Source organism: Sporichthyaceae bacterium (genome assembly GCA_036493475.1).
Classification (GTDB): Bacteria; Actinomycetota; Actinomycetes; order Sporichthyales; family Sporichthyaceae; genus DASQPJ01.
In genome coordinates, this window is sequence record DASXPS010000129.1 from 1 (window position 1) to 26,330 (window position 26,330).

Here is a 26,330-nt window from a genome sequence, read left to right on the forward strand (position 1 = left end):
GTGGTCGAGGGCAGCCGGGCCGTCAACGGGGCCGCGGTGGCCATCCACTGCGCCGTGCACGCGCACCGCCCCGACGTGCTCGCCGCCGCGCACGCGCACGGGCCCGCGGGCAAGACGTTCTCCTCGTTGGAGATGACGCTGGAGCCGCTGACCCAGGACGCCTGCGCGTTCTACAACGACATCGGGGTGATGGACGAGTTCACCGGTGTGGTGGTCGACCCCGAGGAGGGGCGCAAGGTCGCCGCGGCGCTCGGCATGAACAAGGCGGTGATTCTGCGTAATCACGGGATGCTGACCGTGGGCACCTCCGTCGATTCCGCCGCGTGGTGGTTCCTGACGCTGGAGCGGTCCGCGGAGTGCCAGCTGACGGCGTATGCGGCCGCGGCGGGGCTGGGCGCGAAGCCGCGGCTGATCGACCCGGAGGTGGCGGAGCTGACCAAGACTCAGATCGGCTACGAGTTTGCCGGGTGGTTCCAGTTCCAGCCGATCTGGGAGCGGATCAGCCGCGACCAGCCCGACATCTTCGACTGAGGCGGCGGCGCCCCTCCCGTCCGCTCATTCATGATCTGGCGGAGCTCTGTCATACGCGGGGCGCCATTTTGAGGGGCGAATACGGCCGAATTTTGACGCCCCGCGTATGACAGTGGGCCGCGCGACACCCACGCCCCGAACTGGGTGGCCGATGTGCACGCGGCGCCGGAACGGAAGACTCTCGCCATGGCCGACGCCGAGGACGTGCGCCGCATCGCCGCGGGTCTGCCGCATGCGGTGGAGATCGAGAGCGACGGCTTCGACTTCCGGGTGGGCAACAAGGGCTTCGTGTGGTCGTATCCGGAGCACAGCCCGGGCCGGCGGCGGCGGATCCGGACCGACGTCGCGGTGCTGTATGTCGGTGACGAGGCGGAGAAGCAGGCGCTGCTGCTCGGGGAGCCGGAGCTGTTCTTCACCGCGCCGGGGTATGCCGGGTGGCCGTTGGTGATGCTGCGGTTGGAGAAGGTGGGGGTGCGCCGGCTCAAGGAGCTGATCACGGACGCGTGGCGGATGCGGGCGCCGGCGGGGTTGATGGACTGAGGCGGTGGCGCCGCGTCACTGCCCCTCGCCGCTCCGGGTGAACACCGTCGGGTTTTCCACAGGCGGAGCCACGCGGGCCAAATCTGTCACGGCGTCTGACTAGATAACGCGGCATGACCATCGACCCCACCGCCGCGGCCGAGACCGTGGTGGACACCCTGAACGAGGCCCTCACCGCACCCCGCGACCGGGAGTGCCTCACCTGCTACGTCAACCGCATGCTCGCCGAGTTCGGCTGCAACAGTCAGCTGCGCTGGGCCCTGCGCTGGCGGGACCGCAACGCCCCACGGGCACAGGCCCTGCGCCGTCGGCTGATGGACCGCGGCGGCTTCTGCGACTGCGAGGTGCTGTTCAACGTCTACCCGTGGGCCATGACGGAGGATGCCAAGGATCCCCTGCCGCCCTGCCCTGGCGTGAAGCGACGCGGGTCCACCAACCCGTGCCGCCCGCGGCACGCGCCGAAGCCCGGTGAGTGACGTCGCCGCGGTGACTCCGAAGGCGCCAAAGATCTTCACGCCCGATGTCGAGGACCCGCGGCCGGCTCCGTCCCCGGTGTGAACGCGAACCAGAATGGGTCGCACCCAGCACCGAGGAGAACCACGATGGCCAAGTACCTGCTGCTCAAGCACTACCGCGGCGCGCCCGCCCCGGTGAACAACGTGGCGATGAACGAGTGGACGCCGCAGGAGGTCTCCGACCACATCCAGTTCATGCACGACCTCGCCGCGAAGCTGGAGAAGAACGGGGAGTTCATCGACGGGCAGGCCCTGGCGCCGGAGGGCACCTGGGTCCGCTACGACGGCGAGGGCCGCCCGCCGGTCACCGACGGCCCGTTCGCCGAGACCAAGGACCTCATCGCCGGCTGGATGATCATCGACGTGGACAGCTACGAACGCGCGCTCGCGGTGGCCGGGGAACTGTCCGCCGCGCCCGGCGCGGGCGGCCGACCGATCCACGAGTGGCTCGAGCTGCGACCGTTTATGGGCGCGGCGCCCTGCATCACGGAGTGAGCATGGATGAGGGCCTGCTGCGGCGCCTCACCCCGGAAGTGCTCGCCATCCTCGTCCGCCGCGGCGCGGATTTCGCGGCGGGCGAGGATGCGGTGCAGGACGCGCTGGTCGAGGCGGTGCGGACCTGGCCGGATGACCCGCCGCGGGACCCGAAGGGCTGGCTGGTCACGGTCGCCTGGCGCCGGTTCCTGGACGCGACCCGGTCCGAGGTCGCCCGGCGGCGGCGGGAGGACCTCGTCGAGGAGGAGCCGGCGCCGGGGGCGGTGTCGGCGACGGAGGACACCCTGGCGCTGTACTTCCTGTGCGCACATCCGTCGCTGACGCCGTCCTCCGCGGTCGCCCTCACCCTGCGTGCCGTCGGTGGGCTGACGACCCGTCAGATCGCCGAGGCCTACCTGGTGCCCGAGGCGACGATGGCGCAGCGCATCAGCCGCGCCAAGCGGACGGTGTCGACGGTGCGCCTGGACTCCCCCGGCGACGTGTCCACCGTGCTGCGCACCCTCTACCTGGTGTTCAACGAGGGCTACTCCGGCAACGTCGACCTGGCCGCCGAGGCCATCCGACTTACCCGCCAACTCGCCGCCGCGATCGACCACCCCGAGGTCGCGGGGCTGCTCGCGCTGATGCTGCTGCACCACGCCCGACGCGCCGCCCGTACCGCCGCGGACGGCAGCCTGATCCCGCTCGCCGAGCAGGACCGCGGCCGCTGGGACACGACACTGATCGGCGAGGGCGTGCCGATCCTGCAGGCAGCGCTGGCCCGCGACCGGCTCGGCGAGTTCCAGGCGCAGGCCGCGATCGCCGCCCTGCACGCCGACGCGCCGACCGCCGCGCAGACCGACTGGGTGCAGATCGTCGAGTGGTACGACGAACTGGTGAAGCTGACCGACAGCCCCATCGTCCGGCTCAACCGCGCGGTCGCGCTCGGCGAGGCCGACGGGGCACGCGCCGGGTTGACCGCCCTGGCGGAGCTGGACCCCGAACTCCCCCGCTACGCCGCGGTCGCGGCGTACCTGCACGAGCGCGACGGCGACCCGACAACCGCGGCACAGCTGTATGCCGAGGCCGCGCACCGGGCGACCAGCGAGGCCGAACGCAACCACCTCACCCGGCAGGCCGCGCGGCTCAACGCCGGGGGGTAGCCCGTCGATGCGTCCGCCGATCCGTGAGCTATAGCTCACTCTGCAGCGGACGCCCCGCATTGCTCTGCCCCGAGGCGTCCGCCTATCCGTGAGCTATAGCTCACTGTTCAGCGGACGCCCCGCAGCACCCTGCCCCGGCGCCGGTAGCTCCACCGATCGGCTGATCGCAAAACCCTCCGATCGCCGCGCATCCGCCACCCACCCCGCCACGTCCAAGCAGGGACGAAGCGGACACCCGGGAGCGGCGGACGTGGCCTACGAGCTCGAGCAAGCGACCAGCGCGACGCCCACCCTTGCCGACCGTGTCCTGGCTGCGCTGGGCGCCGCCGCGGGACCGCTCGACGACGACACCCTCGCCCGGCGGCTGCGCGCGCCCTCCCGGCAAAGCGTCAGCCTGGTCTGCCGCACCCTGGAAGCCAGCGGTCGCATCCGCCGGTTCCGGGCGCCGGACGGGTTGCTGGTGAACGCCCTCGTCGCCCAGGCGGAGAGCACCGCAGCGCCGGCCCCGACGCAGCCGCATCGCGATCTGCCCACCGGCCTGCCCCGGACTGCGCCGGCCACCACCCCGCTACTGACGGAGAATCAGATCAAGCGGGCGGTCCGCGAACACCTGATCGCCCGGGGCTACCGGGTGCACGTGGCGTGGGGGCACACCCGCGACGTGGACATCCACGCCGAACGCGACGGCGAGCGTCTGCTGCTGGAGGCCAAGGGCCAGGTGGTGCGCCGGCCGCAGCAGAGCAACGACTTCCTCGGCGCGCTCGGGGAACTTCTGCAACGGATGGACGATCCCGACGCGACCTACGGCCTGGCGCTGCCCGACCAGCCCCAATACCGCGCGCTCGTGCAGCGACTGCCCGAGCTCATCTGGGACCGGCTGAACCTCGTCGTCTACTTCGTCAGCGGGACGGGTGACAACCTGAGTGTGCGCGAGCTGCACCGGACCGAGCCGGGACAGCTGTTCTGACCCTCAGAGATACGCGCCGCTCTCCACCGTCGCCCGCGGCGCACTCACCGTCCGCGTCGTCGTCCCGGCCATCTCATACAGCTCGGCCAGCGTGCACCCGTCGTGCGCCACCGCCGCCCCCGGATCACCCAACCACTCCCGGGCCTGCGCCGCGGTGAACCGCTCGAACTCCAGATGCCCCAGCAGTCGGCCCGGCCGGATCAGCGCCGGGTCCAGCCGCTGCATCGGCGCGTTCGCGGTCAACAGGATGATGTTGTTCAGGCCCTGCCCGAGCAGACCGTCGGCGACGTTGAGCAGCCGACCGACGCCGGACCCGGTGGCCTCCCGCGCGCGGATGAAGTCGTCGGCGTCCTCGCAGATGATCAGCCGCGCCCGCGGGGCCGCGGGGTCGGCGCCGTGGTCCTCCTCGGACATGACCTCGACGAGGTAGGCGGCGTCGCCGAAGAACCGCTCCGGGTCGATCACCAGGTGCGGGTTGCACCAGCTCGACCACGCCCGGGCCAGGGCACGGATCGCCCAGGTCTTGCCGGTGCCGGGCGCGCCGGTCCACAGCAGCAGCCGTCCGGTGCCGGCGACCGAGGGCAGCCCCATCAGTGAATCGAGTTCGCCGCACTGCGGGTAGTTGCGCGCGATGGCGGTCCACTCGGGGACCTCGAGTTCGCGTTGCCAGGACGCGGCGCGCCCGCCGCGTTGGCGCCACAGGGTGAACGGCACGGTGTTGGGCGCGGGCGGGCGTTGGGCCTTCTGGCAGCTGGCGGTCAGGATGCCCTCGGCGTCCTCGGCGGACATGGCCGCGACGAGCACGGTGGTCGATTGGCCGGTCGCGCGGACGCGGACCACGAAACCGGGGCCCTCGGCGACCAGGATGTCCTGATACGCGCCGCGCAGGTTCAGCACGACGCTCGCGTCCTCGGGCAGCATGTCGGCGGCGTCGGCCTTGAACGGCAGGGCCTTCTCCCGCCACTCCGGCAGGTTGCGCATGCGGACCAGCGCCGCGCCGTTGGCCAGGTCGGAGCTCTCCGCGTCGGTGAGGTTGTAGAACATGCCGGCCTCGACGGGCTGGCGGTACGCGGCGTGGTGCTCGGCCACCTCCTCGGAAGTCATACCTCCAGGCTAGGTGGGCGGCGCGATCGGTGTGGGGCAATTAGCGCCCGGCCGGCGCGGGTTTGGCGGGCGGTCGGCAGGTTTGCCGCATGGCCGCCGCCGACGACGTGCGCCGCACCGCGGCCGGTCCGGCCCGGGCGTGGCGGCGTTTCGGCAAGGGCCGACACCCGGCCGGGCTCAACCTCGGCGACTGTCTCGCTTATGCCCTGGCCCGCACCCTGGGTGAGCCGCTGCTGTTCAAGGGCGAGGATTTCGGCCAGACGGATGTTGTCGCCGCGCTGCCCTGAGCCCGCGGGGGCTCCCACCACGACGCGACCTCAAGCTCGAGGTGTTGACCGACCGTTGGACGCATCCTTGGACGCTCACCGGCGAGCGCGACCGGCCGCAGTTCCAGGCCGCCATCATCCGATGGTTCGCCGAGGGCCCGTTCATCGGCGAGGTTTCGGCTTCTACGTGCCGGCATGGTCGTGCTGATGACCCGTCATGTCATCCGGGCCGCCGCCCATCATCCGGAGCATGGCCATCCCGCCGGTGCGCAGGAAGCGCCAGAGCAACGCCATGGCCAGCGTCAGGAACAGCATGTTGAGCACGGTGGTGTAGTTCCACCGCACACCGGCGTCACCGACGGAGGCGTGCCGGGGGCCGGTCGGTACCAGGTGGGCGGCGGAAAAGAGCAGTTCGACGACGTACCCGGCCGCCGCCATCGCGGCGAAGAACGTGACGCCGAGGAACCCCGCCATCCGGCGGCCGTAGTACTTCGCGTAGATGAGCAGCAGCGGAATGATGATCAGGTCGGCGAAGACGAACGCGGTCACGCCGCCGAAGCTGATGCCCCCGTTCCACAGCACGGCGGCCAGCGGCACGTTGCCGATCGAGCACACGAACGTGGCGATCGCGACGAGGGGGCCCACGATCGGGCCCCACAGCTTGGCCGCGGTGGGGTGGTCGGTGAGGAACAGGTGCCGCCAGAAGGAATCGGGAATCCAGGCGCCCGCGCACCCGGCGATGAGCAGACCCAGGGCAACATCACGGATGATCGCCGCCCACTCCATGACGAAGTTGTGACTGACCGAGGTCAGCCCCTCGGCACTGGTCAGGCGGGACCAGAACGAGCCCCGGGCCCGGACGCTCATGTCCATCGCGGCGTGCCCCTCCATCGACCCGGCCCGACCACGCTCGGCCTGCGTACGGGCGGCGTCCAGCATCGACGGCGTGAGCACTCGACGGAACAACAGGGCCACGACCACGATCATCACCGGTCCGCCGACAAACTCCGCGAGGGTGAACCGCCAGCCGATCAGCAGCGCGAGGATGATGCCCAACTCGACGACGAGGTTGGTGGAGGCGAACAGGAACGCGGTGGCGGCGGTGAAATCGGCGCCCTTGCGGAACAACGATCGGGACAGCGCGGCGGCCGCGTAGGAGCACGAACTGGACGCCGCACCCAGGCCCGAGGCCGTGAGCAGGCTGCGCGGCCGGTCATCGGGCAGCAGCCGGGCGATCGTCGACTTACGCACCAGCGACTGCACGACCGCGGACAGCGCGAAGCCGAGGATCAGCGACCAGGTGACCTGCCAGGCCATGGACCCGGCGGTGGTGGCGGCGTGCCGCACCGGAGAAACGAAATTCGCTTCCTCGAACACAACTTCCCTTCCGTTCCAGTGTCGCGGGTCAGACGGTGGCGATGGCGTCGGGATCTGCGGCCCGAATGCGCGCCTTAGTTCGTGCCCGCCCGGGTAACCCCCCTTCATCGCGGTGGACCCGCCCCCGCGCAGCGAGAGGAGCCAACCCATGGCGGAATCAGCGAAAACCGTAGCCACCGGCGAGGACGTGGTCGAGTTCCTGAAGGCACAGCATGAGCGGATCAAGTCCTTGTTCGGCGAGGTGCTGGACAGCAAGGGCGAGGACCGCGAGGAACTTTTCGTTCAATTGCGCCGACTGCTCGCCGTGCACGAGACCGCCGAGGAGGAGATCGTGCATCCGCGGGCGCGGGAACTGCCCGACGGGGAGCAGGTCGTTGCCGCCCGACTCGACGAGGAACACCAGGCCAAGGAAGCGCTGCGCGACCTGGAGAAACTCGATGTCGATTCCGCGGAGTTCGACGAGATGTTCCGCAAGCTCTCCCGGGACGTGCTGGCCCACGCCGAGGCCGAGGAGCAGAAAGAATTCGCGGCGTTGGCCAAGGCCCTGCAGGAGCCCGAACTGAAGCGCATGCGCAATGCCGTCGAGTTCGCCGAGCGGATCGCGCCCACCCGACCGCACCCGGGCGTGGAGTCGGCGGGCGCCAACATGCTCGCCGGACCGTTCGCGATGATGATCGACCGGGCCCGCGACGCAATCCACGGCAAGGGATAACGACCCGTCGAGGATGACCACCCCGGATTCGGCCCCGGGGTGGTCAGTCCGCGCCGCCGCCCGCGACGCCCGTGGTCTGCAGGTCCGTGCGGCCCTCGCCGCGCACCCAGACGGTGCGCTGCGGGAACGGGATCTCCACGTCGTGCGCGTCCAGGGTCTGTTGCGATTGGGTGGCCGGCTCGAGGGATGGGGCGGCGTTTCGTGGGGTGGCTTGCGGTGGTCTGGGAGCATCGGGCGTGGCCCGATCCCTGCCTGAACCACCGGCGGCCCGCGACGCTCTGCTGACAGCCTTCGCGGTGGGGGCCCTGGTCGGGGTGCTCGACGGTGTTCTCGGCGCGGGCCGCAGTGCCCCGCTGATCGGGTGGGACATCGCCGCGATCACCTTCGGGGCCTGGATCTGGATCACCACCTGGCGAATGGACGCCGACGCGACCCGCGCGCATGCCACCCGCGATGACCCCGGGCGCGGCTGGACCGATGTGGCCGTGCTCGGTGCGGCAGTCGCCAGCCTGGCCGCGGTGGGCGCTGTGCTGTTCGGTGCCGGGCATGCGCCGGGCAACCTCAAGTACATCGAGGCGGCCTTCGCGCTGAGCTCGATCTTCCTCTCGTGGGCGCTCATTCACACCGTGTTCATGCTGCGCTATGCGCGGCTGTATTACAGCCTGCCCGGTGGTATCGACTTCAACGAGGACGCGCCGCCGCAGTACAGCGACTTCGCCTATCTCGCGTTCACCATCGGCATGACGTTCCAGGTGTCCGACACCGACATCTCCGACAAGACGATCAGGCGTACCGCGCTGCGCCAGGCCTGGATCTCATTCCCGCTGGGCGCGGTGATCATCGCCGCGGCGATCAACCTGGTCGCGGGCCTCGCCAAGTAACTCTGTACCGGCCCCGGCGGCCCGGCAGCTTCGGTGATGGATGCCACTTGCGGTGGCATCGGATGGCCGGGCGATCATTAGGGCGTGTCGATCGCCGCTGCCCCGCCGGCGCCGGTGGAGCTATCGGCGCTGACCAAGACGTTCGGGGACCGCACGGCGGTCGCCGATGTCTCCTTCCGTCTCGCGGCGGGCTCGGTGACGGGCTTCCTGGGGCCCAACGGGGCGGGCAAGACCACGACGCTGCGGATGATCGGGGGGTTGATCCGACCGACCTCGGGTCGGGTGCGGCTGTTCGGGGAGAGCGCCCGGCGGCCCGCGGCGCGCCGGGCGCTGGGCTACATGCCGGCGGATCCGACGTTCGTGCTCAATTTGACGGGCCGTCAGAACCTGGAGCTGTTGGCGGCGTTGCACGGCAGCGACGCTCCGGATCGGGAGGAGGTCGCGGCGGCACTGTCGCTGCCGCCGGGTGACCTGGACCTGCCGGTCCGGGCGTTCTCCTCGGGCATGCGCCAGAAGTTGGCGATCGTGGCGGCGTTGCAGCACCGCCCGGCGGTGGTGGTGCTGGACGAGCCGGCGAACCGGTTGGATCCGTTGGCGCACCGCGCGTTCTGCGCCGTGGTCCGCTCGGTCGCGGCGTCGGGGCGGACGGTGCTGCTGTCCTCGCACGTGCTCGGCGAGGTCGAGGAGGTCTGCGACTCGGTGGTGCTCATGCACGAGGGTCGGCTGCTGCGGGTCGCCGGGGTGGACGAGCTACGCCAACACGCCTCCCGCGAGGTGACGATGACCTATGCCTTCCCGCCGACGGAGCTGCCGGTGGACGTCACCGGCGCGGTGGTGGACGGGTGCGTGCTCACCGGTCGCATCCCCGCCGGACGTCCCGATGTGCTGCGCACCCTGGCGCGCGAGGCCGGTCTGCTGGACATGACCGTGGTGCCGGCGTCGCTGGAGGACGTCTTCCTGGACCTCTACGGCTCGGGCGACGGATGAGGGCCCTGGTAATTGCCGACCTGCGGGCACGGTTGCGCAGCCTGGTCGGACTCGCCATCGGGTGCCTGGTGGTGTTGCTGCTGTTGACCAGCGCCTACCGGGGGCTGGGCGGCCGGGAGGCCATCACCCGCAACTTCGGCTCCGGGAACTCCGGGAAGCTGATGGCCGCGTTCTCCGGGTCGGAATCGACGAACATCGGGGTGCCGTCGAACTTCATCGGGTTCTGCTTCGCGCACCCGCTGTTCCTGATCCTCGGGATCACCGTGGCCATCTCCACCGGGGTGGCCGCCGTCGCCGCGGACGTGGAGACGGGTCGGGCGGAGTTGCTCTACACCACCCCGGTGTCCCGCACGGCCGTGCTGTTCGCGCGGGTGGCCGGGTGGGCGCTGGCGCAGACGCTGGTGGTCCTCTGCGGTGTCCTCGGTGCGCTGATCGGGACCCGGATGTCCCCGGATCTGTCCGGTGTCCCGGCCGTGGTGCCGCTGCGGCTGGGGGTGCAGTTCGGCACGCTGTCCTTCTTCTTCGCCGGGGTCGCCTTCGCCGCGTCGGCCCGCTCCCGGACCCGCGGCGGCGCGCTGGCCGTGGCGGTCGGCATCGCCGCGGCGTCCTACGTGGCCAACCTGGTCGCGTTGCTGTGCGACCCGTTGCGTTTCCTGCGCCACCTGACCCCGTTCGGCTACTACGACGCCGCCGCGGCCGCCGACCACATCCAATGGCTGCCGGCGGTGGCGCTGATCAGCGCCGGGGTGCTGCTGCTGATCCTCGCGCGCACCTGGGTGGAGACCCGCGACCTCACCTGACGCTGCGCGCGGTGCGCCCCCCGGTTCAGTCCGCGCCGCCGCCCGCCTGCGCCCCCACCGTCTCCAGGTCCGCGCGGCCCTCGCTGCGCACCCACACCGTGCGCTGCGGGAAGGGGATCTCCACACCGTGCGCGTCCATGGTCTTCTTGATGATCTCCCGGGTGGCCCGGGCGACCTTGAATTGCATGCCTGGTTGGGTTTTGACCACCATCCGCATCACCACCGCGTCGGCGGACAGCGCCTGCACCCCCCACACCGCGGGCGGTTCCAGGATGAACTCGCCGACCTCGGGGTGCGCCATCGCCTCCTGTCCGGCGGCGGTCAACAACTCGCGCACCCGCGGAATGTCCTCCCCGTAGGCGATGTCGAGGTCGATCACCGAGCGGGCCCAGCCGTGGCTGCGGTTGCCGACCCGCTTGATCTCACCGTTGGCGACGTACCAGACGGTGCCCTCCACGTCGCGGATGCGCGTCACCCGCAGACCCACCGCCTCCACGATGCCGCGGGCCTCGCCGAGGTCCACGTCGTCGCCGACGCCGTACTGGTCCTCCAGGATCATGAACACCCCGGACAGGAAGTCCTTGACCAGCGCCTGCGAGCCGAAGCCGATGGCCACCCCGATGATGCCCGCGCTGGCGATCAGCGGGCCGATGTTGAGGGTGAGCTCGGACAGGGCCATGAACAACGCGATGGTGAAGACCAGACCGGTGGTGATGGAGCGCAACACCGAGGCGATGGTCGCCGAGCGTTGGGCGCGGCGTTCGGTGGCCAGCACGCTGTCGTCGGGGTTGTGGCCGTGGTGCAGCACCGCGGGCACCGTGCCGTGCGCGGCGCGTTCGCACAGCCGGGTGATGGCCCGGTGCAGCGCGACGCGCACCAGCAGGGCGATGAGGAAGATCAGCAGGATGCGGGCGGGCTTGGCGATCACCCAGTCCGAGGATTCGGACAACCACTTGCTGCCGGTCCACTCGTGGACCTGCTTGCACAGCGAGTCGCGGGCCTGCAGATAACACGGGACGTCGTTCGATGCGAGCAGCGGTGCCGGCGCCGGGGTTGCCATCCCCTACCCCTGCCCCGGTCGGACCGGGGCAACCGCGCCGGGGCGGATAGTGACGGTGTCTCAGCCGGGTCAGGCGTTGCGCCGCAGCAACACGACGACCACGACGATCACGGCCACGATGATGATGATCCTCATTGCCCTCCCCCGACCCGCGGGTGCCCGCCGCAACCACGACGCTACCTGACGGCGCGCCCCGGGGTGTTCGAGAAGGGCGTTCTACTGGGTGGTACTGCGGCGTCTCACTGGTACCGAAGTTTATTCACGGCGGAGCGTGACAAAGTGCGTATTTGCGCCTGCGCCACTCGTGGACCGGAGAGCTCGGACGGCGCATGCATCGCCCACACGTGACACACTGGGGTCTCCGTAGCGTGCCGCGGACATGTCCAGAATATGTGCTTCCCTCGCGCTTACGCGTTCGTTGCAGCAGAAGGAAGCCCACGTGGCGGTTCCAAAAATTATTGATCGACCCTCTCGCATCGCGATCCTGAGCACCTATCCCCCTACTCAATGCGGACTGGCGACGTTCAGCGCCGCGCTGCGCAAGCACCTCGGACCGCAGGTTGATGTGGTCCGCGTGGTTGAGCAGCCGGCGGCCCGGCCCAGCCCCGAGGTGGTGGCGAATCTGGTGAACGGCTCCGCGAGCAGCGCGGTACATGCCGTGCACCGACTCAACAACTACGACGCGGTCATCGTGCAACACGAGTACGGCATCTTCGGTGGTCCCGACGGCGCGGAGATCGCCGAGCTGGTCGACAACCTGCGGGTCCCGACCATCGTGGTGTTGCACACCGTGCTGGAGCAGCCGACCACCCGGCAACGGGAGATCCTGCAGCAGTTGATCAGGTCCGCCGATGCCGTGGTCACCATGACGGCCACCGCACAGCGCCGGGTCATCGACCGCTACGGCGCTGACCCGGCCACTGTCCGGATCATTCCGCACGGCGCGGTCAACCACCACCGCGTCGCGGGCACGCCGGCGTCGGGCGCTCGGCCGCTAGTGCTGACCTGGGGGCTGCTCGGCCCGGGCAAGGGCATCGAGTGGGCGATCGAGGCATTGCCCGGGCTGCGCGATCTGAACCCCCGTTACCTCGTGCTGGGCACCACCCACCCCAGGGTCCTGCAGCTGCAGGGCGAGACCTACCGGCAAGGCCTGTCCCGCCGCGCCCGCGAACTCGAGGTCAGCGACCTGCTCGAACTCGACGACAGCTACCTGCCGGTGACCGACCTGTTCGACGTCGTGGCGAGCGCCGATCTGGTGTTGTTGCCCTACGACTCGCGGGAACAGGTCACCTCCGGGGTGCTGATCGAGGCGGTCGCCGCCGGGCGTCCCGTCGTCTCCACCGCCTTCCCGCATGCCCTGGAACTGCTCTGCGACGGGGCCGGGCTGGTCGTTCCGCAATGCGACCCGGCCGCCCTGGGCGCGGCCGTGCGGCGGGTGTTGACCGAGCCCGATCTGGCACAGAGCATGGCCGCCTGCGCGGCCGAGCGGGCGCCCGCGCTGTTCTGGGACGCGGTGGCCGAGCGGTACTGGGAACTCGTCGATGACCTGTGCGCCGCTGCCCTGGCGCCGATGTCATGACCGTCACCGAGTATCCGCCGCCGTCGTTCGCGCACCTGGTGCGGTTGACCGACGGCGGCGGACTGCACGAACACGCCGAGTGGACCCGACCGCGGGCAGAACACGGCTACTGCCTCGACGACGTGGCCCGGGCCCTGCTGGTGGTCAGCCGGGAAACCGAGCACGGCGCGGTGATCGCGATGTTGCACCGGCACTACCTGCGTTTCGTGCTGGCCGCCCAGGGCCCCGACGGCCGCTTCCGCAATCGCAAGAGCACCGACGGCACCTGGTCCGGTGAGCTGTGCGTGGAGGATTGCTGGGGCCGCGCGGTCTGGGGCCTGGGGGCCGCGGTCGTCGCGGCCACCGCCGCACCGGGCCGGTCCGCACTTGGGCAACGAGAGATTGCCCTGAACGCGTTCGAACGCGCGGCCCGCTGGCGTTCCCCGTGGCCGCGGGCGATGAGCTTTGCCGGGTTGGGGGCCGCCGAACTGCTCACCGTCCACCCGGATCATTCCGGTGCGCGGGCCCTGCTCAGCGACGTGGTGATCAGCCTGCGCCGGCCCGCCTCGGATCCGCGGTGGCCCTGGCCGGAGCCCCGGCTGACCTATGCCAACGCGGTGCTGCCCGAGGTCCTCATCGCCGCCGGCCACGCATTGGGCAACGAGATTGCCCTGGCCGACGGCTTGTTCCTGCTCCGGTGGCTGCTCGAGCGGGAAACCCGCAACGGGCATCTGTCGGTCACCCCGGTCGGCGGCAGCGGCCCGGCGGACAGCCTGAGCCCGCGCTTCGATCAACAACCGATCGAGGTTGCCGCGCTCGCCGACGCCTGCGACCGCGCCTTCGCCGTCACCGCGGATCCGTACTGGGCCGAGGGACTGCACCGGGCCGCGCGCTGGTTTCTCGGGGACAACGACAGCAGCGCGGTGTTGGTCGACCTGGCCAGTGGTGGCGGCCGCGATGGCCTGGTGGCTACCGGGCGCAACGAGAACCAGGGTGCCGAATCCACCATCGCGCTCATTTCGGTCTTGCAGAAGGTCCGCGCGTTGTCGTTGTGCGCCACGTGATCACCCGCAGCGATGTCGAACTGCACGCCGACCCGAGCCGGGTACTCGCCCGGCTGTTCGTGCCGGGCCACGAGTTGCCGACCGAGACCGAATCACGCGCCACCGGGGTGCTGTCCCGAATCCTGACCCTGCCCGAGCCGGCCGTGCGCGCGGCCCTGGAGCACGTGCGCGCGGAGTACCTCGCCAGGCATCGGGACCTGCCCGGAATCCTGCGGGCCAACTACGAACAGATCGCCCACCGCATCCCCGATGGCAGCCCACTGTCCCCGGAGCGCAAAGCCCTGCTGGGCGCGACATTCACCCACGAGTACTCCATCGAGGGCGCTGCCCTGTTCAACCCGAGCATGGTGGCCCACCCGGACCAGAGCAAGCTGCCCGCCGGTGCCGTCCGCTTCGTGATGAGCCTGCGTGCCGTGGGTGAGGGGCACATCTCCTCGATCGAGTTCCGCACCGGCAGTTGGGCGCCGGGGCACCAGCTGCGCATCGACGACCCCGGCCCGCACGTCGAATCGGGGACGATCGCGCGCACGCGGCACGACCGTGACCTGTTCGCCGAACGGCTGCACGAAGAGGGTGCGGACGCGGAGAGCGCGCGGTACCTGGTCAGCCGGCTCGCCGCCGAGTTCGATTTTGCGGAGTTGGAAAACGCCCTGCAGGCGTTGCACGGTCAACAGGTCACCCGACACGGTGCCGCGCACACCCAGGAGATCGCCCGCAGTGTGGTCCGCAACAGCTACCGCGTGGCGTTCGCCGCGGAATCGAGGCTGCCCGAGCGCGTGCTGTGGCCCTACGGTCCGGCCGAGAGCCAGGGGTTGGAGGACGCGCGTTTCGTGCGCTTCGTCGAGGACGACGGGGCCGTGTGTTACCTGGCCCCCTACACCGCCTTCGACGGTCACCACATCGCACCCCAGCTGATCACCACGACCGACTTCCGCGAGTTCGCCGTCAGCCAGTTCGCCGGGCCGGGCGCGAAGAACAAGGGCTTGGCGTTGTTCCCCCGCCGGGTGGGCGGCCGCTACCTCGCGCTGTCCCGCTGGGATCGGGAGAACTGCTCGATCGCCTTCTCCGCCGACGGTCGCCGCTGGGAGAACGGTCCGCAGGTCTACGAACCCTGCGAGTCCTGGGAGCTGATCCAAACCGGCAACTGCGGTTCGCCGCTGGAGACCGAGGCCGGCTGGCTGGTGCTCACCCACGCCGTCGGTCCGATGCGGGAGTACGCCATCGGCGCGTTGTTGCTCGATCTGCACGACCCGACCCGGGTACTGGGACGGCTGCCGGAGCCGCTGCTGCGGGCCCGGGAGAGCGAGCGCGACGGCTACGTCCCCAACGTCGTGTATTCCTGCGGCGGCATGATTCACAACGGCGAATTGCTGTTGCCCTACGGGGTGAGCGACGCCGCGGTGCGATTCGCATTCTTCGACATCGCGGAGTTGCTCGCCCGGCTGACCACCGGCGTTTCGCCGGCGGCAACGCGTGCGAACAAGTCCGCGTAGTCGGCCACCATGCGTTCGGCGGAGAACCGCGTGACGGCCGCGTCCCGGCAGGCGTGCCGGGGCAGCTGCCCGACCTGCGACACCGCGGCGAGCGCGCCGGCGGTGTCGGTCACCAGAAAGCCGGTGCGGCCGTGATCGATCAACTCCGGCATCGAACCGAGGTCGAAGGCGATGACCGGTGTGCCGGTGGCCAGCGACTCCACCACCGACAGACCGAATGGTTCGGCGAAGCTGATCAGGTGCAGCAGCGCCAGGGCACCACCGAGCAGCCGGTCACGCTCGGCCGGCGCCACCGGACCCAGATAGGTGACGTCCGGGCCCAACTGCGGCTGCACCCGCTCGCGGAAGTACTCCTCGTCCTGCACGATCCCCGCGATCAGCAACGGCAACCCGGCCCGCCTGGCGACCTCGATGGCCAGGTGGGTGCCCTTGTGTGGATGGATCCGACCGAGGAAGAGCAGATAGCCGCCCGGCTCGGGCACGAAGGTGAACCGGGCCAGGTCGATGCCGTGATGGATGGTGGCGGCGTAGCCGAGGTCGGGGTGGCGGTCAGCGTCGCTGATCGCGACGTAGTGAGAGGTGGCGTCGTAGGCCCGGAAGACCGGCAGGATGCCGGCGGAGGAGAACCCGTGGATGGTGGTGACCACGGGGGTCGACACCAACCGGCTGTAGGTCAGGGGCAGGAAATCGAACTGGTTGGACATCACGTCGAACTCGCCGGCCCGCTGGAAGGCCGCCGCGATGTGCAGGCCCCCGTAGACCTTGGCGTCCAGCGAGGTGTCCTCCTCGTAGCCGGTCGGCGCTTCGCTGTGCAATGCGGCGGCGGTCAGCGAGTCAGCGGTGGCGAACAACGTGACGTCGTGCCCGAGTGCCACCAGTCCCTCGGTCAGGGTGGACGCGACCTGTTCCCAGGGACCGTAATCGCGCGGCGGGGTGCGGTGCGCCACCGAGGCCAACACGGCGATGCGCAGGGTCCTGGTCACCGGTGACGTCCTCGGTGTGGCAGGGAGAACCCATTGCCGTGGTGATCGACGAGGCAGCCATCGGCGGCAGCGATCGGGTCCAGGCGCTGTTGGCGGCATTGGGTCTGCAGATCATCAACGTCGCCGCCCATCCGGCCACCCTAGCCACGCCGACGGTGGGCATCTTCGGCAACGACCTGGCACCCGTGCCGGGTTGCCACGCCTGGTACGTGGGATCCGGGGCAGCGCCTCGGTGGATGCACTGGACCCTCGGGCGGGGTCCGACCACCACCATCCAGATCCTGCGCATGCTGGGCACGGCGCTGGCGCAGGAGCAGGCCGCGGTGGCCTTCCGGGCCGCGGGTGCCGGACGTCCCACGCCCGCGGGCATCGCGCTGGACCCGGCCCTGCTGCGCGGTGTTGATCGGGCCGTGGCCCCGCTCACCCTCAAAAGCTGCACCCGCACGCCCGCGGACGTCGACCCGGAAAGCCTGCTGCGCAAGGCATTCACGGCGATCGAGGTGTGCTGCGCGCCGAACGGCGCGATTGCCGCCGCGCCGCCGGCCCGACCGGGTGATCCGGACTACTGGTTCTTCTGGCAGCGCGACGGCGCCGCCGCGGCGCTGGCCCTGCACGCGCTGGCCCGCGGCGGACCGCCCGACCTGCGGGCCCGCGCCGCGGCGCTGTGTCAGGGGTACCTGGCCTTCATCGATCGGCTCGGACACGGCGGCGTACCGGCCGCGGCACGGGTCACCATGAGCGGCGCCGCGGTCAGTGGCTACGGCGACCCACAGCAGGACGGGCCCGCCGCGACCGTGTTGGCGGTGCTGACGCTGAACCCCGCCGCCCTGCAGCTGGCCCGCCCGTTCCTGGAACACCTGCTGTTGCCCGGCCCGCGTATCGGGTTCGACCTGTGGGAACTGATCAGGGGACGCAGCTTCCACGCGGCGAACCTGCGCCGCCGGGCGCTGCGGCTGGCCTCCTCGCTCGCGACGGGGGTCGATGAGCAGCTGGCCGAACGCTGCCGGGTCACCGACGAACGGCCCGCCTTCATCGACCCCGCGGGCGGTTGGCGGCACGTACTGGATCCCCAACCCACGTGGTTTCGACAAACCAGCCGCCTGGACGCAAGCATCCTGGGCAGTGCCCTGCTCGCGTTCGACCACAACAACAACATCAACCACCCCCGCCTGGGCGAGACCGCGAAACGCCTGGCCGCGCACTACACGGCGAGATGGCCGGTCAACGTGGCCTGGCGACGGGCCGGTAATCCGGGGTGCGGCATCGGCCGGTTCCCCGAGGACGCCAACGACGGCTTCGGCAGCACCGGGGGCAACCCCTGGCCGATCACCACCCTGTGGATGGCCCAGTACCACTTCCACCGCGGTGAGCGGGACCTGGCCGAGGGCTATCTGCGTTTCGTGGTCACCCACGTCGACGCCGACGCCATCAGTGAGCAGATCGACGCGGTCACCGGCGCCCCACGCGGGGCGCGGGGACTGGCCTGGGCGCACGCCGAACTGGTCATCACCCTGCTCGCCGCCGCCGCTGACGCGCACCCGGGGTTTGCCCAGCCGGCGCGACCGGCATAGCGTCAAGAGCACCGGTGATCCTGACCCAGTCGCTGGCCACGCCCACCGCGGGCGCGCCCACGACCAGCGAAGGAACGCCGATGGCGGCGACAGCGAGATCGGCACCGCATCCGCTTTATCCGTTGCGATTCGAGCCCATCTACCAGTACCGACCCTGGGGTGGCCGGCGCCTGGAAGAGCTGCTGTCCGCGCCCCTGCCCGCCGGACTTGTCGGTGAGGCCTGGCTGCTCAGTGACCGCGAGGACCACCAGAGCCGGGTGGCCGACGGGGCACTGCGCGGCCAGACCATCGCCGAATTGCGGACGCGGTGGCCCACGCAGTTGCTGGGGTCGCTGGCCGCGCGCTTCCCACGCTTCCCGCTGCTGCTGAAGTTTCTGGATGCCCGTCAGGTGCTCTCGGTGCAGGTACATCCCTCGGATCGCCAGGCGGCCGAGGTGGGGCCGGGCGAGTGCGGCAAGACCGAGGCGTGGGTGGTGCTGGAGGCTTCCCCGGACAGTTTCATCTATGCCGGCCTGAAGTCGGGCACTACCGCCGATGACCTGCGTCGGGCCGTGGCGGGCACCACGGTCGGCGATTGCCTCGCCTCGTTCACCCCGCACGTCGGCGATGGGGTGCTGTTGCCGGCCGGCACCGTGCACGCCCTGGGCAGCGGCACCGTGGTGTTCGAGGTTCAGCAGAACAGCGATCTGACGTATCGTCTGTTCGACTGGGACCGCGCCGACCCGGCGACCGGTCAACGCCGGGAACTGCAGGTCGATCGGGCACTTGCCTGTACCGACTTCGCCGCCGGCCCGGTCGTTCCGGTGGTGCCGGTCGGTGAGGATCTGCTGCACTGCGAGCAGTTCGGGGTGCAGCGGTGGAGCGGCCAGACGCGGGTGCGGGTCGGCGCCGAGGACACGGCCCGGGTGGTGGTGTGCCTTTCCGGTGCGGGCCGGCTGGAGTACGACAACCGGGTATTCCCACTGCGCATGGGGGATGTGCTCCTGGTGCCGGCGGTGGTGGGCGCGTGCGAGTTTCAGCCGGACCCCACGGCGATCCTGTTGGAGGTCTCGCTGCCGGAGGTCAGCACCCCATGAAGCAACTGGTGATCTTCGATCTGGACGGCACCCTGGCGGCGAGCAAGTCCGCGCTGGACGAGGAGATGGCCGGGCTGTTGACCGACCTGTTGGGCGTGCTGCGGGTGGCCGTCATCTCCGGCGGGGCGTGGCCCCAGTTCCAGACACAGCTGCTGGCCCGGCTCCCCGATGACCACCGGTTGAAGGGGCTGTGCCTGCTGCCCACCTGCGGCACCAAGTACTACTCCTACGACACCGCCTGGGAGCAGCTGTACTCGGAGGACCTGACCCCGGCGGAGCGGGAGAAGATCGTCGATGCCCTGCACCGCGCCAGTGCCTCGTTGGATCCCCCCGATCGGGTGTGGGGGGAGGTCGTGGAGGACCGCGGCAGTCAGGTGACGTTCTCCGCGCTGGGTCAGCAGGCCCCGTTGGGGGCGAAGGAGCACTGGGACCCGGATTTCGCCAAGCGGATGAAGATGAAAGTGATCCTCGATCAGCTGATTCCGGAGTTCTCGGTGCGGCTGGGCGGCTCGACCTCGGTCGACGTCACCAAGCCCGGCATTGATAAGGCCTTCGGGATCCGCAAGCTTCGCGACGTGCTCGGCGTGCCCATTGCCGAGATGCTGTTCGTTGGGGATGCCCTGTTCCCCGGCGGCAACGACTACCCGGCGCGGCAGGCCGGGGTGGTGTGCATTCAGGTGCGGGATCCCGATGAGACCAAGCGGGTGATCGAGACGCTGCTGGCCTGCTCCGGGGTGGTGCCGGGCGGGTAGGTCAATGAACCGGCGTCGCGGGACGGCCTGCGGGCGTGATTGAGCCAGGGCTGAGAGTTGGCCGGCAATGCGTTTCGAGTGGCCGTCCGGAGCACATATCTTGATCATTGGTGCGACGTCAGGAGATCGACCATGAACGTTTCTGCCCTGCGTGGATTGGCGCTGCCGCTCGCCGTGGCGGCAGCCGTGGTGCTACCGGCGACTGCGGCCTCCGCAGCCCCGGTGCCGACGGTGACGTCGACGCCCGCCGAGAACCCCTACTGCGACCCGCGGTCCGGCTACGGGTGCGAGGCCTACGGCTACCAGCCCGGGTACTACCCGCGCGACCACGACACGTACTACCGACACTGGCACCGCCACCATCACCACCACTGGCGGTACTGAACGGTTCAGCGCACCCGGATGATGGTCTTCCCCCGCCCGCGGGGTGCCTCGGGGCCGAACGCGGCGGCGGCGGCCGCCAGCGGATGGACCGCGCCGATGCGCGGCGCGAGGCGACCGTCGCCCAAGCGGTGCGCGATTTCGGTGAGCTGCGCGCGGTCGGGTTCGACCACGAAGAAGATCCCCCGCCCGTCGGAGGGCAGGATCCGCGGGGGTTCGGTGATGGTGACCAGGGTGCCGCCGGGTCGCACCAGCGCCGCGGATGCGTCCAGCACGTCACCACCGAGGACGTCGAAGACCACGTCGACCTGACGGACGTCGGTGAGTTCTTGGCCCGCCGGGTCAACGAAGGCGCGCAGCCCCGCGACGACCTCCCGGTCGCGCGCGCGACCGGTGCCGATCACCTCGGCCCCGAGTTCCCGGGCGAGTTGGGCCGCCAGGTAACCGACCGCCCCGGCCACCCCGTGGATCAGGATCGTCTGACCGGCTTCCGGCCGCGCGTGCACATGGAGCGCCTGCCAGGCAGTGAGACCGGAGATCGCCGCGGCGACGGCGACCTCGTGCTCGACGTTGGCGGGCAGCGGGGCGAGGTTGCGGGCCTCCACGGCCACGTACTCGGCGAGTGACCCGTTGCGGGACCAATCCGTCAGCCCGAAGACCCGCTGCCCGACGCTCAATCCCGTGGTGCCGTAACCCAATTCGGCCACCACACCGGAGACCTCGTGGCCGGGCACGCTGACGGTCCGGGCAGTGCCGGCTCGGTCGGTCCAGGTGGAGGGCCAGGTCAGCTCGCCCGGCGTCATGCTCGCCGCGCATACCTGGACGACGACCTCGTTGTTGTCCGCGGCCGGATAGGGCAGGTCGGTGAGCGTCAGGCCCTCCGGGCCGGCTTTCTGATCGGTCGCGACAATCGCCCGCACAGTGCGTTCCTTTCTGCAGGTCGGTATTCAGCCCCGCGTTCCCCCTGCTTTGGCAGTTGAAACAAGGCGTGATGCCCGCGGGTTAGACGAGGAAGCGGAACAGCGGACTGGCCGGGTCCACCGGCTGCACCCGCCACGGCGCGGCCGCCATCCGCGCCAACAACGCCGCGGCGTCCTCCGGTCGGGCCAGTTCGATGCCCACCAAGGCCGGACCGGTTTCGCGGTTGTTCCGCTTGATGTACTCGAACAGCGTGATGTCGTCGTCCGGGCCGAGGACCTCGTCGAGGAAGCGGCGCAGCGCGCCGGGCTCCTGCTGGAACTCCACCATGAAGTAGTGCTTACGGCCCTCGTGCAGCATCGCGCGTTCGATGATCTCCGCGTAGCGACTGATGTCGTTGTTCCCACCGGAGATCACGCACACCACCGTGCTGCCCGCTTCGATGCCACCGATGGTGCCGTCGGTCAGCGCCGCGGTGGCCAGGGCGCCGGCCGGCTCGGCGATGATCCCCTCCACGTCATACAGCGACAGCATCTCCGAGCACACCTGACCGGAGGACACCGCGACCAGTTCCGCGCCGGATCCCTGGATCACCGTGAACGGGACGGCACCGGCCCGGCGTAGCGCAGCGCCGTCGACAAAGGTATCCAACTCGGCCAGTTCGACCGGCTCGCCGGCCGCGAGGGCCGCCCCGACGCAGGCCGCGCCGAGCGGCTCGACGCCGACCACCCGAGTCCGCGGGGCGCGCTCCCGTAGCCAGGCGATCGACCCGGCCAGCAGCCCGCCACCACCGACGGGCAACACCAGCGTGTCGAGGTCGCGGCCCAGTTGGCCGGCGAGTTCGCGGGTCACGGTGCCCTGACCGACCACGGTGCGGACGTCGTCGAAGGCGGGCACCAGACTCGCCCCGGTCCGCCGTGCGTCGTCCTCGGCGGCCGCGGCCGCCTCGTCGTAGGTTTCGCCGGTGACGATCACCTCGATGCGGTCCCCACCCAGCGCCGCGATCCGTCGCCGCTTCTGCCAGGGTGTGGTGGCCGGCAGATACACCCGCCCCGGCACTCCCAACGCCGCGCAACTGAACGCGACGCCCTGCGCGTGGTTGCCCGCGCTGGCGGTGACCACGCCCGCGGCGCGGGTGTCCCGGTCCAGCAGGCTGATCAGGTGGTACGCGCCGCGCACCTTGTAGGAGCGGACCACCTGCAGGTCCTCACGCTTGAGCCACACCTCGGCGCCGCTCAGCGCGGAGAGCCGTTCGCTGCGGTGCAGCGGGGTGGGCGGGACGACGCCGGCGATGCGTTGCGCAGCGGCGTCGACCATCTCGGCGGTGACCGTCATTCGTGGACTTCCTCGCAGGCTCGGGGTCGCACGGTAACCCACGCGGGGTGGGGTGCGGCCCGGGGCGAGTCCAGTCTGAAACATGGTCAAGGCGTGTACCGCCCCACGGGCCGGGCAAGCTGCAAGTCCGGGAGTGGCACAAGTACGGCCGCCGACGTCTTTATGTGGAGACGGCCGACGGGCGCACCGTGGGGTGGCTCAACCTGAACACCGGGGCCGTCAAGCTCACCAGCGAGAAGGAACGGCCGCAGTATGAAGCTGCCGTCATCCGGTGGCTCGCTGAGGCTCTCGAGGTTGCGCCACCCGCGCTGCTCGCTGACGTCCCTACGCCCGCTGCCGCTGTTCCCGAACCTCGATCGGGATCTCACCGCTGCGGGCGATGATTGCGCCGGCGCCGGCGATGATGCGCAGATGGATGAAACGGCAATCCGGCCTCAGGCAACCGTCTCGAACTTGCGTACGTTCGGCACACCGGCGGCGCGTTCCGCCGCCAGGCCGGGAGCGGACTGCATCGCCAGCCAGACTCGGGCAGTACCGACGCCGGCCTGCTCCAGCCGAACGGCGAGGCTGGGGCTCACCCGGGCGTGGCCATGCAGCACCCGACTCAGGGTGACACGGGATCGACCTGGGTCGCTCGAACGGGCATGCCCGGTCATCCGAACGGTCGTGCTGACGGCTGAACGTCGCCGCAGAGCGAGGCTTGTCATCGTTCTGGCGGCTAGATGGGTCCGCGGCCTTGCAAGCGAGCAGCTTGGGTTCGATCGCGCATGACCGCTATAGAGGCATTCATTAGCCTTTAGGCAAGGTGATCTGCTTGATCTTCCCACGCATGGTGACTTCAACAACCGGCTGCATGGCGGCCGGGAAACCAGCCGCGTCAGCCTCGTTTAAGGAGTGCTGAAGGTCCAGCATCGTCATGCCCTCGCCTGCTGTCCGTTCCGCCTGAGTGGGAATTGACGGCGATGATTGGGCCGCATTCCCTGGGCGCTTGCCCGACGTTGACCCGACGACCTTCGTGTCGTAGATCCCAGTGCCCGGCAGGCTTACTGTCCGCCGGATCTTCCCGTCGGGCCCTAGGCTCACCCGAGCACTGCGCGTGCCGACGGACGTCGAGACACCTCGGGGACTTAGCGTGAATCGGAAGGGACCGATCTTCTTGCTCTTGCGGAACGTGACCACTGCGCCACTCCTGCGTTCGCCTTGTGCTCCGAGTCGTGCGGATCAGTCGCAGCCCACCCCGTCGCCGTCCCGGTCCAATCCGTAGATGTCCGACCCGGTAACGCGGACCGGCCCGCTGACATACGCCGGACCATCGCCACTGCCGCCAGCGCAGTCCACGTCATAGGCGATCGGCACGCAAGCGCCGCTGTAGTTCGGATCGCAGCTCGGCGCAGGCTTCGGCTTCGGCTTGGGTTTGGGTTTCGCCTTGGGCTTGGGCTTGGGAGCCGGTTCCTTCGTGGGCTCCGATGTGGTCTGCTCCTTGGCCTCGGGCTCTTTCGCGACCTGCGGCTCAGTGGTCTCTTCCGGGGTTGGCTCAGTCTTAGGCTGCATCTCCTCAGGTGCGACGACCTGCGACTGGACGGCGGGGCTCGACGTCTGCGACTGCTTGTCGTTCTCGGCCCCGGAGGATCCCGACGCAAAAGAACCAACGAGTACGACGGCCGCCAGGCCGGTGCCGATCTGGCCCCACATGGGCCAACCACGGAACTTTCGCCAGGAACGGGCAGGCAAGTTGCCGAACGACATAGAACAGGCCCCTAACTACGGCTCGCGTCAATTTGGCTTTTGGACGAGACGCCGTGAACCCGCGTTCCTCCTTGAACGGCCGGTTCAGCAGTGGTCCGAATGGCGGTCGATCCGTCCACTGAACAGGGGAAGGCCGCGTACTCCGCCGCCGGCCACCACAAGAACGGCACTATCGACGGGGTGCACGGGCACTGGAAGGTCGTCAAGACCGGGCACAACACCGGGGACACGTGCAAGCAGGGCTACTGGCACGAAGCCGGTGTCAGCGTCTGGGACTTCCACCGCACCCACTGACAGACCCTGCGTGCCGGTCAAGTACGCGAGGCTCTACCCGGCCCCGAAGGCCGGTGCCGCCTGCCCGCGTACCAACAACTAGTTTCCCTGCACTGTGATCGAGAGGCACGCCGCGGCCCGCGATCCCACGCTGCGCACGGACACCAGCACCGACGCCGTGCATGGTACCTGGCGGGTCATTTCCGACTGGATCTCCCGCACCTGCGCCTACGGTGACAACACCGCCCACGGGGCCAACATTCAGCCGTACCGCAGCCGGGCAGTCGAAGCGCGCATCTGCCTGCGTCCCGATGAAGTACGCCCATCTCTACAAGGACTGAGGTTGCGGCCTCGGCGCCCCGGCCGGCGGCAACGGGGACAGCACCACGTGGTCGATCCCCCGACGGTGCGTCAACCACAAGATCGTGATGAGCGCACGGCAGCAAACTGGCACTCGCTGCGCGCCTGTCGGGTCCGAGCACTTACGCCGAGTATCGCGACCCGCAGGGGCATATTCACCGGCAGCAAGTGGGGTCCGCGTCGGCCACCTGGGGCACCCGCATCGTTAGCTGTGGCGATCCAGCACCCGGTCGTCGGAACGTGGATGCCTGCGCACAGCCGCCCGGACGCCGGCACCTCCTAGGGCGGACGCCGGGCGGCTACGTGAGTCTGGATTCTTGGCGTGCCAGCCGTTCGGCCGGGTGAAGTCCGGCCGTTCAGCCGGGCCTAAACCGACCCCGCCGGGAGTCCAATCAGCCACAGCCAAATCGACGGAGGAGATGCCCGCATGAACCGCTTGACTGCACGGCGCCTGGCGCCGCTCGCGCTCGTGGTCGGCATCGCCGCCGGGCTGTCCGGTTGCAGCACGGCCAAGTCGTACTCCTCGTGCGCCGCTGCGCAGAAGGCCGGTCTCAGCCTCCCGATCTCCAAGGGCAGCGCCGGGTACTCGAAGAACCTCGACGCCGATGGTGACGGCATCGCGTGCGATTCGGGGGCCGGGCGATGAGCTTCCGCTACCGCAAGTCGACGAAGATCGGCCCGTTCCGCCTGACCGCGGGCAAGAACGGCCTGTCCGTGTCGGCCGGGGTGAAGGGCGCCCGCGTCTCGCTGGCCTCGGACGGCAAGGTCCGCCGCACCGTGTCCCTGCCGGGCACCGGTCTGTCCGACACGAAGGTGATCGGGGGAATCGGTCATGTCCCGGCCCAGGGTGCCCAGCCCGATGAGGACAACCTGTTCCGCGTCGCGCGCCTGGAGGATGGCAGCTTCTTCGTCAACATCGACCCGAAGAAGCGGCCCACGTTCGCCCAGTTGATGGAGCTGCAAAACGCCGGGCTCACCGGATTGGACGTCAAGCTGATCAACGCGCAGTGGTGGGAGCAGCACGACGCCAACACCCCGCCCAGCCGCAACCCGTTGTCCAGCAACGGGAGTTGGAACCGGCGCATCCGCGCGCGTCGGTTGGCGAAGCTGCGGGCGAAACAGGCGACGCCATGAGTCGATGGACAGGACTAACCAAGCCCAAGATGACCCGCTTCGACAAGTGGAGCTGGATCTTCCTCAGTTGCCTGGTGGTTCTCATCGCCCTCGCTGTCGAAGGCAGCGTGCTGCGCGGCCACGAGCTTGCCAAGCAGCAGCCCGCCATAGTCCAGACCGACCCGGCGAAGATGGCGCCGTGGGATCGGTACTTCTTCTGCCAGGGCGAGTACCCGAAACCGACCGGGTGCTGATCTAGCCCCACCGCCGCCCCTCTGTCGAGGTTCCGCCTCTAAGTCGCCAGACGCACGCCTGCTGGCCAAAGTTCCG

At 69.9% G+C, this 26,330-nt stretch carries 31 protein-coding genes; 22 read left to right on the top strand and 9 right to left on the bottom strand.

Translation table 11 applies throughout. The features are described from left to right. The 6 genes from VGJ14_13615 to VGJ14_13640 all read left to right on the top strand — a co-directional run. On the top strand, positions 1–531 hold a 531-nt coding region (locus tag VGJ14_13615; protein ID HEY2833459.1), incomplete at its 5' end, for a class II aldolase/adducin family protein. 186 nt (positions 532–717) lie between these two features. Then, positions 718–1,071 carry an MmcQ/YjbR family DNA-binding protein gene (locus tag VGJ14_13620; protein ID HEY2833460.1) on the top strand — a complete coding sequence of 118 codons (354 nt, stop codon included), beginning with the start codon at positions 718–720 and terminating at the stop codon, positions 1,069–1,071. Between the two features lie 113 nt (positions 1,072–1,184). Beyond that, positions 1,185–1,547, top strand: a complete 363-nt coding sequence (locus tag VGJ14_13625; protein HEY2833461.1) for a DUF2695 domain-containing protein — start codon at positions 1,185–1,187, stop codon at positions 1,545–1,547. 126 nt (positions 1,548–1,673) lie between these two features. Further along, entirely contained in the window at positions 1,674–2,081 is a 408-nt protein-coding gene (locus VGJ14_13630) for a YciI family protein (GenBank protein ID HEY2833462.1), read from the top strand. Between the two features lie 2 nt (positions 2,082–2,083). Then, complete coding sequence (locus tag VGJ14_13635) at positions 2,084–3,223, top strand: DUF6596 domain-containing protein (GenBank protein ID HEY2833463.1); 1,140 nt, start codon at positions 2,084–2,086, stop codon at positions 3,221–3,223. A gap of 250 nt (positions 3,224–3,473) precedes the next feature. Then, positions 3,474–4,190: a hypothetical protein gene (locus tag VGJ14_13640; GenBank protein HEY2833464.1), complete on the top strand. Its 717-nt coding sequence runs from the start codon at positions 3,474–3,476 to the stop codon at positions 4,188–4,190. A 3-nt stretch (positions 4,191–4,193) separates the two neighbouring features. Here VGJ14_13640 and VGJ14_13645 read toward each other — a convergent pair whose 3' ends face one another. Further along, positions 4,194–5,294 (bottom strand): DUF5925 domain-containing protein, encoded by a 1,101-nt coding sequence (locus tag VGJ14_13645; protein HEY2833465.1) that lies wholly within the window; start codon positions 5,292–5,294, stop codon positions 4,194–4,196. Between the two features lie 89 nt (positions 5,295–5,383). Here VGJ14_13645 and VGJ14_13650 point away from each other — a divergent pair, with 89 nt between their 5' ends. Next, positions 5,384–5,581 carry a type II toxin-antitoxin system VapC family toxin gene (locus VGJ14_13650; protein ID HEY2833466.1) on the top strand — a complete coding sequence of 66 codons (198 nt, stop codon included), beginning with the start codon at positions 5,384–5,386 and terminating at the stop codon, positions 5,579–5,581. A 162-nt stretch (positions 5,582–5,743) separates the two neighbouring features. Here the strand turns inward: VGJ14_13650 and VGJ14_13655 are convergent, their stop codons facing one another. Beyond that, positions 5,744–6,907, bottom strand: a complete 1,164-nt coding sequence (locus tag VGJ14_13655) for a permease (GenBank protein ID HEY2833467.1) — start codon at positions 6,905–6,907, stop codon at positions 5,744–5,746. 178 nt (positions 6,908–7,085) lie between these two features. On the opposite strand from VGJ14_13655, the gene VGJ14_13660 reads away from it, so the two are divergent. From VGJ14_13660 to VGJ14_13675, 4 genes are all read left to right on the top strand, one after another. Further along, positions 7,086–7,649, top strand: a complete 564-nt coding sequence (locus tag VGJ14_13660) for a hemerythrin domain-containing protein (GenBank protein HEY2833468.1) — start codon at positions 7,086–7,088, stop codon at positions 7,647–7,649. Between the two features lie 236 nt (positions 7,650–7,885). Further along, on the top strand, positions 7,886–8,530 hold the full coding sequence (locus VGJ14_13665) for a DUF1345 domain-containing protein (GenBank protein HEY2833469.1): 645 nt from the start codon (positions 7,886–7,888) through the stop codon (positions 8,528–8,530). An 84-nt stretch (positions 8,531–8,614) separates the two neighbouring features. Further along, a complete protein-coding gene (locus VGJ14_13670; protein HEY2833470.1) occupies positions 8,615–9,517 on the top strand; it encodes an ABC transporter ATP-binding protein in 903 nt (300 codons plus the stop codon). Continuing rightward, positions 9,514–10,317 (top strand): ABC transporter permease subunit, encoded by an 804-nt coding sequence (locus VGJ14_13675; protein HEY2833471.1) that lies wholly within the window; start codon positions 9,514–9,516, stop codon positions 10,315–10,317. The genes VGJ14_13670 and VGJ14_13675 overlap by 4 nt, the downstream gene beginning before the upstream one ends. A gap of 25 nt (positions 10,318–10,342) precedes the next feature. On the opposite strand, the gene VGJ14_13680 is transcribed toward VGJ14_13675, so the two are convergent. Beyond that, positions 10,343–11,377, bottom strand: a complete 1,035-nt coding sequence (locus VGJ14_13680; protein ID HEY2833472.1) for a mechanosensitive ion channel family protein — start codon at positions 11,375–11,377, stop codon at positions 10,343–10,345. A gap of 439 nt (positions 11,378–11,816) precedes the next feature. Between VGJ14_13680 and VGJ14_13685 the strand changes: the two genes are divergently transcribed. Genes VGJ14_13685 through VGJ14_13695 form a run of 3 tightly spaced genes read left to right on the top strand, consistent with a single transcriptional unit; the run spans position 11,817 to position 15,492 of the window. Next, on the top strand, positions 11,817–12,956 hold the full coding sequence (locus tag VGJ14_13685) for a glycosyltransferase (GenBank protein HEY2833473.1): 1,140 nt from the start codon (positions 11,817–11,819) through the stop codon (positions 12,954–12,956). Next, on the top strand, positions 12,953–13,999 hold the full coding sequence (locus VGJ14_13690; protein HEY2833474.1) for a hypothetical protein: 1,047 nt from the start codon (positions 12,953–12,955) through the stop codon (positions 13,997–13,999). The genes VGJ14_13685 and VGJ14_13690 overlap by 4 nt, the downstream gene beginning before the upstream one ends. Beyond that, a complete protein-coding gene (locus tag VGJ14_13695; protein ID HEY2833475.1) occupies positions 13,996–15,492 on the top strand; it encodes a glycoside hydrolase family 130 protein in 1,497 nt (498 codons plus the stop codon). The genes VGJ14_13690 and VGJ14_13695 overlap by 4 nt, the downstream gene beginning before the upstream one ends. On the opposite strand, the gene VGJ14_13700 is transcribed toward VGJ14_13695, so the two are convergent. Beyond that, positions 15,378–16,475 carry a glycosyltransferase family 4 protein gene (locus VGJ14_13700; GenBank protein ID HEY2833476.1) on the bottom strand — a complete coding sequence of 366 codons (1,098 nt, stop codon included), beginning with the start codon at positions 16,473–16,475 and terminating at the stop codon, positions 15,378–15,380. The genes VGJ14_13695 and VGJ14_13700 overlap by 115 nt on opposite strands. A 2-nt stretch (positions 16,476–16,477) precedes the next feature. Here VGJ14_13700 and VGJ14_13705 point away from each other — a divergent pair, with 2 nt between their 5' ends. The 4 genes from VGJ14_13705 (at position 16,478) to VGJ14_13720 (ending at position 20,258) form a co-directional block, all read left to right on the top strand. Then, complete coding sequence (locus tag VGJ14_13705) at positions 16,478–18,046, top strand: glycoside hydrolase family 15 protein (protein HEY2833477.1); 1,569 nt, start codon at positions 16,478–16,480, stop codon at positions 18,044–18,046. 122 nt (positions 18,047–18,168) lie between these two features. Continuing rightward, complete coding sequence (locus VGJ14_13710) at positions 18,169–19,122, top strand: type I phosphomannose isomerase catalytic subunit (protein HEY2833478.1); 954 nt, start codon at positions 18,169–18,171, stop codon at positions 19,120–19,122. Beyond that, positions 19,119–19,874, top strand: a complete 756-nt coding sequence (locus VGJ14_13715) for an HAD-IIB family hydrolase (GenBank protein HEY2833479.1) — start codon at positions 19,119–19,121, stop codon at positions 19,872–19,874. The genes VGJ14_13710 and VGJ14_13715 overlap by 4 nt, the downstream gene beginning before the upstream one ends. 132 nt (positions 19,875–20,006) lie before the next feature. Continuing rightward, entirely contained in the window at positions 20,007–20,258 is a 252-nt protein-coding gene (locus VGJ14_13720; protein HEY2833480.1) for a hypothetical protein, read from the top strand. A gap of 5 nt (positions 20,259–20,263) precedes the next feature. Here VGJ14_13720 and VGJ14_13725 read toward each other — a convergent pair whose 3' ends face one another. The 5 genes from VGJ14_13725 to VGJ14_13745 form a co-directional block, all read right to left on the bottom strand. Beyond that, the gene (locus VGJ14_13725; GenBank protein HEY2833481.1) at positions 20,264–21,175 is read right to left on the bottom strand and encodes an NADP-dependent oxidoreductase; all 912 of its coding nucleotides are present in this window, start codon (positions 21,173–21,175) and stop codon (positions 20,264–20,266) included. Positions 21,176–21,257: 82 nt separating this feature from the next. Continuing rightward, positions 21,258–22,508: a threonine ammonia-lyase IlvA gene (ilvA, locus tag VGJ14_13730; GenBank protein HEY2833482.1), complete on the bottom strand. Its 1,251-nt coding sequence runs from the start codon at positions 22,506–22,508 to the stop codon at positions 21,258–21,260. Between the two features lie 434 nt (positions 22,509–22,942). Then, complete coding sequence (locus VGJ14_13735) at positions 22,943–23,107, bottom strand: hypothetical protein (GenBank protein HEY2833483.1); 165 nt, start codon at positions 23,105–23,107, stop codon at positions 22,943–22,945. A 190-nt stretch (positions 23,108–23,297) separates the two neighbouring features. Then, a complete protein-coding gene (locus VGJ14_13740) occupies positions 23,298–23,426 on the bottom strand; it encodes a hypothetical protein (GenBank protein ID HEY2833484.1) in 129 nt (42 codons plus the stop codon). A gap of 303 nt (positions 23,427–23,729) precedes the next feature. Further along, entirely contained in the window at positions 23,730–24,200 is a 471-nt protein-coding gene (locus VGJ14_13745; GenBank protein HEY2833485.1) for a hypothetical protein, read from the bottom strand. A gap of 153 nt (positions 24,201–24,353) precedes the next feature. Here VGJ14_13745 and VGJ14_13750 point away from each other — a divergent pair, with 153 nt between their 5' ends. From VGJ14_13750 to VGJ14_13765, 4 genes are all read left to right on the top strand, one after another. Then, positions 24,354–24,548 (top strand): hypothetical protein, encoded by a 195-nt coding sequence (locus VGJ14_13750; protein HEY2833486.1) that lies wholly within the window; start codon positions 24,354–24,356, stop codon positions 24,546–24,548. 766 nt (positions 24,549–25,314) lie between these two features. Continuing rightward, positions 25,315–25,533 (top strand): excalibur calcium-binding domain-containing protein, encoded by a 219-nt coding sequence (locus VGJ14_13755; protein HEY2833487.1) that lies wholly within the window; start codon positions 25,315–25,317, stop codon positions 25,531–25,533. After that, complete coding sequence (locus VGJ14_13760; protein HEY2833488.1) at positions 25,509–26,021, top strand: DUF4236 domain-containing protein; 513 nt, start codon at positions 25,509–25,511, stop codon at positions 26,019–26,021. The genes VGJ14_13755 and VGJ14_13760 overlap by 25 nt, the downstream gene beginning before the upstream one ends. After that, positions 26,018–26,254, top strand: coding sequence for a hypothetical protein (locus VGJ14_13765; protein HEY2833489.1), 237 nt, complete (start codon positions 26,018–26,020; stop codon positions 26,252–26,254). Before VGJ14_13760 ends, VGJ14_13765 begins: the two co-directional genes overlap by 4 nt. Positions 26,255–26,330 lie beyond the last annotated feature (76 nt).

Coding starts and splice junctions, on each gene's coding strand:
- VGJ14_13620 (HEY2833460.1), top strand. CDS start 718: ATGGCCGACGCCGAGGACGTGCGCCGCATCGCCGCGGGTCTGCCGCAT.
- VGJ14_13625 (HEY2833461.1), top strand. CDS start 1,185: ATGACCATCGACCCCACCGCCGCGGCCGAGACCGTGGTGGACACCCTG.
- VGJ14_13630 (HEY2833462.1), top strand. CDS start 1,674: ATGGCCAAGTACCTGCTGCTCAAGCACTACCGCGGCGCGCCCGCCCCG.
- VGJ14_13635 (HEY2833463.1), top strand. CDS start 2,084: ATGGATGAGGGCCTGCTGCGGCGCCTCACCCCGGAAGTGCTCGCCATC.
- VGJ14_13645 (HEY2833465.1), bottom strand. CDS start 5,294: ATGACTTCCGAGGAGGTGGCCGAGCACCACGCCGCGTACCGCCAGCCC.
- VGJ14_13650 (HEY2833466.1), top strand. CDS start 5,384: ATGGCCGCCGCCGACGACGTGCGCCGCACCGCGGCCGGTCCGGCCCGG.
- VGJ14_13660 (HEY2833468.1), top strand. CDS start 7,086: ATGGCGGAATCAGCGAAAACCGTAGCCACCGGCGAGGACGTGGTCGAG.
- VGJ14_13675 (HEY2833471.1), top strand. CDS start 9,514: ATGAGGGCCCTGGTAATTGCCGACCTGCGGGCACGGTTGCGCAGCCTG.
- VGJ14_13680 (HEY2833472.1), bottom strand. CDS start 11,377: ATGGCAACCCCGGCGCCGGCACCGCTGCTCGCATCGAACGACGTCCCG.
- VGJ14_13690 (HEY2833474.1), top strand. CDS start 12,953: ATGACCGTCACCGAGTATCCGCCGCCGTCGTTCGCGCACCTGGTGCGG.
- VGJ14_13715 (HEY2833479.1), top strand. CDS start 19,119: ATGAAGCAACTGGTGATCTTCGATCTGGACGGCACCCTGGCGGCGAGC.
- VGJ14_13720 (HEY2833480.1), top strand. CDS start 20,007: ATGAACGTTTCTGCCCTGCGTGGATTGGCGCTGCCGCTCGCCGTGGCG.
- ilvA (HEY2833482.1), bottom strand. CDS start 22,508: ATGACGGTCACCGCCGAGATGGTCGACGCCGCTGCGCAACGCATCGCC.
- VGJ14_13740 (HEY2833484.1), bottom strand. CDS start 23,426: ATGACGATGCTGGACCTTCAGCACTCCTTAAACGAGGCTGACGCGGCT.
- VGJ14_13745 (HEY2833485.1), bottom strand. CDS start 24,200: ATGTGGGGCCAGATCGGCACCGGCCTGGCGGCCGTCGTACTCGTTGGT.
- VGJ14_13750 (HEY2833486.1), top strand. CDS start 24,354: ATGGCGGTCGATCCGTCCACTGAACAGGGGAAGGCCGCGTACTCCGCC.
- VGJ14_13755 (HEY2833487.1), top strand. CDS start 25,315: ATGAACCGCTTGACTGCACGGCGCCTGGCGCCGCTCGCGCTCGTGGTC.
- VGJ14_13765 (HEY2833489.1), top strand. CDS start 26,018: ATGAGTCGATGGACAGGACTAACCAAGCCCAAGATGACCCGCTTCGAC.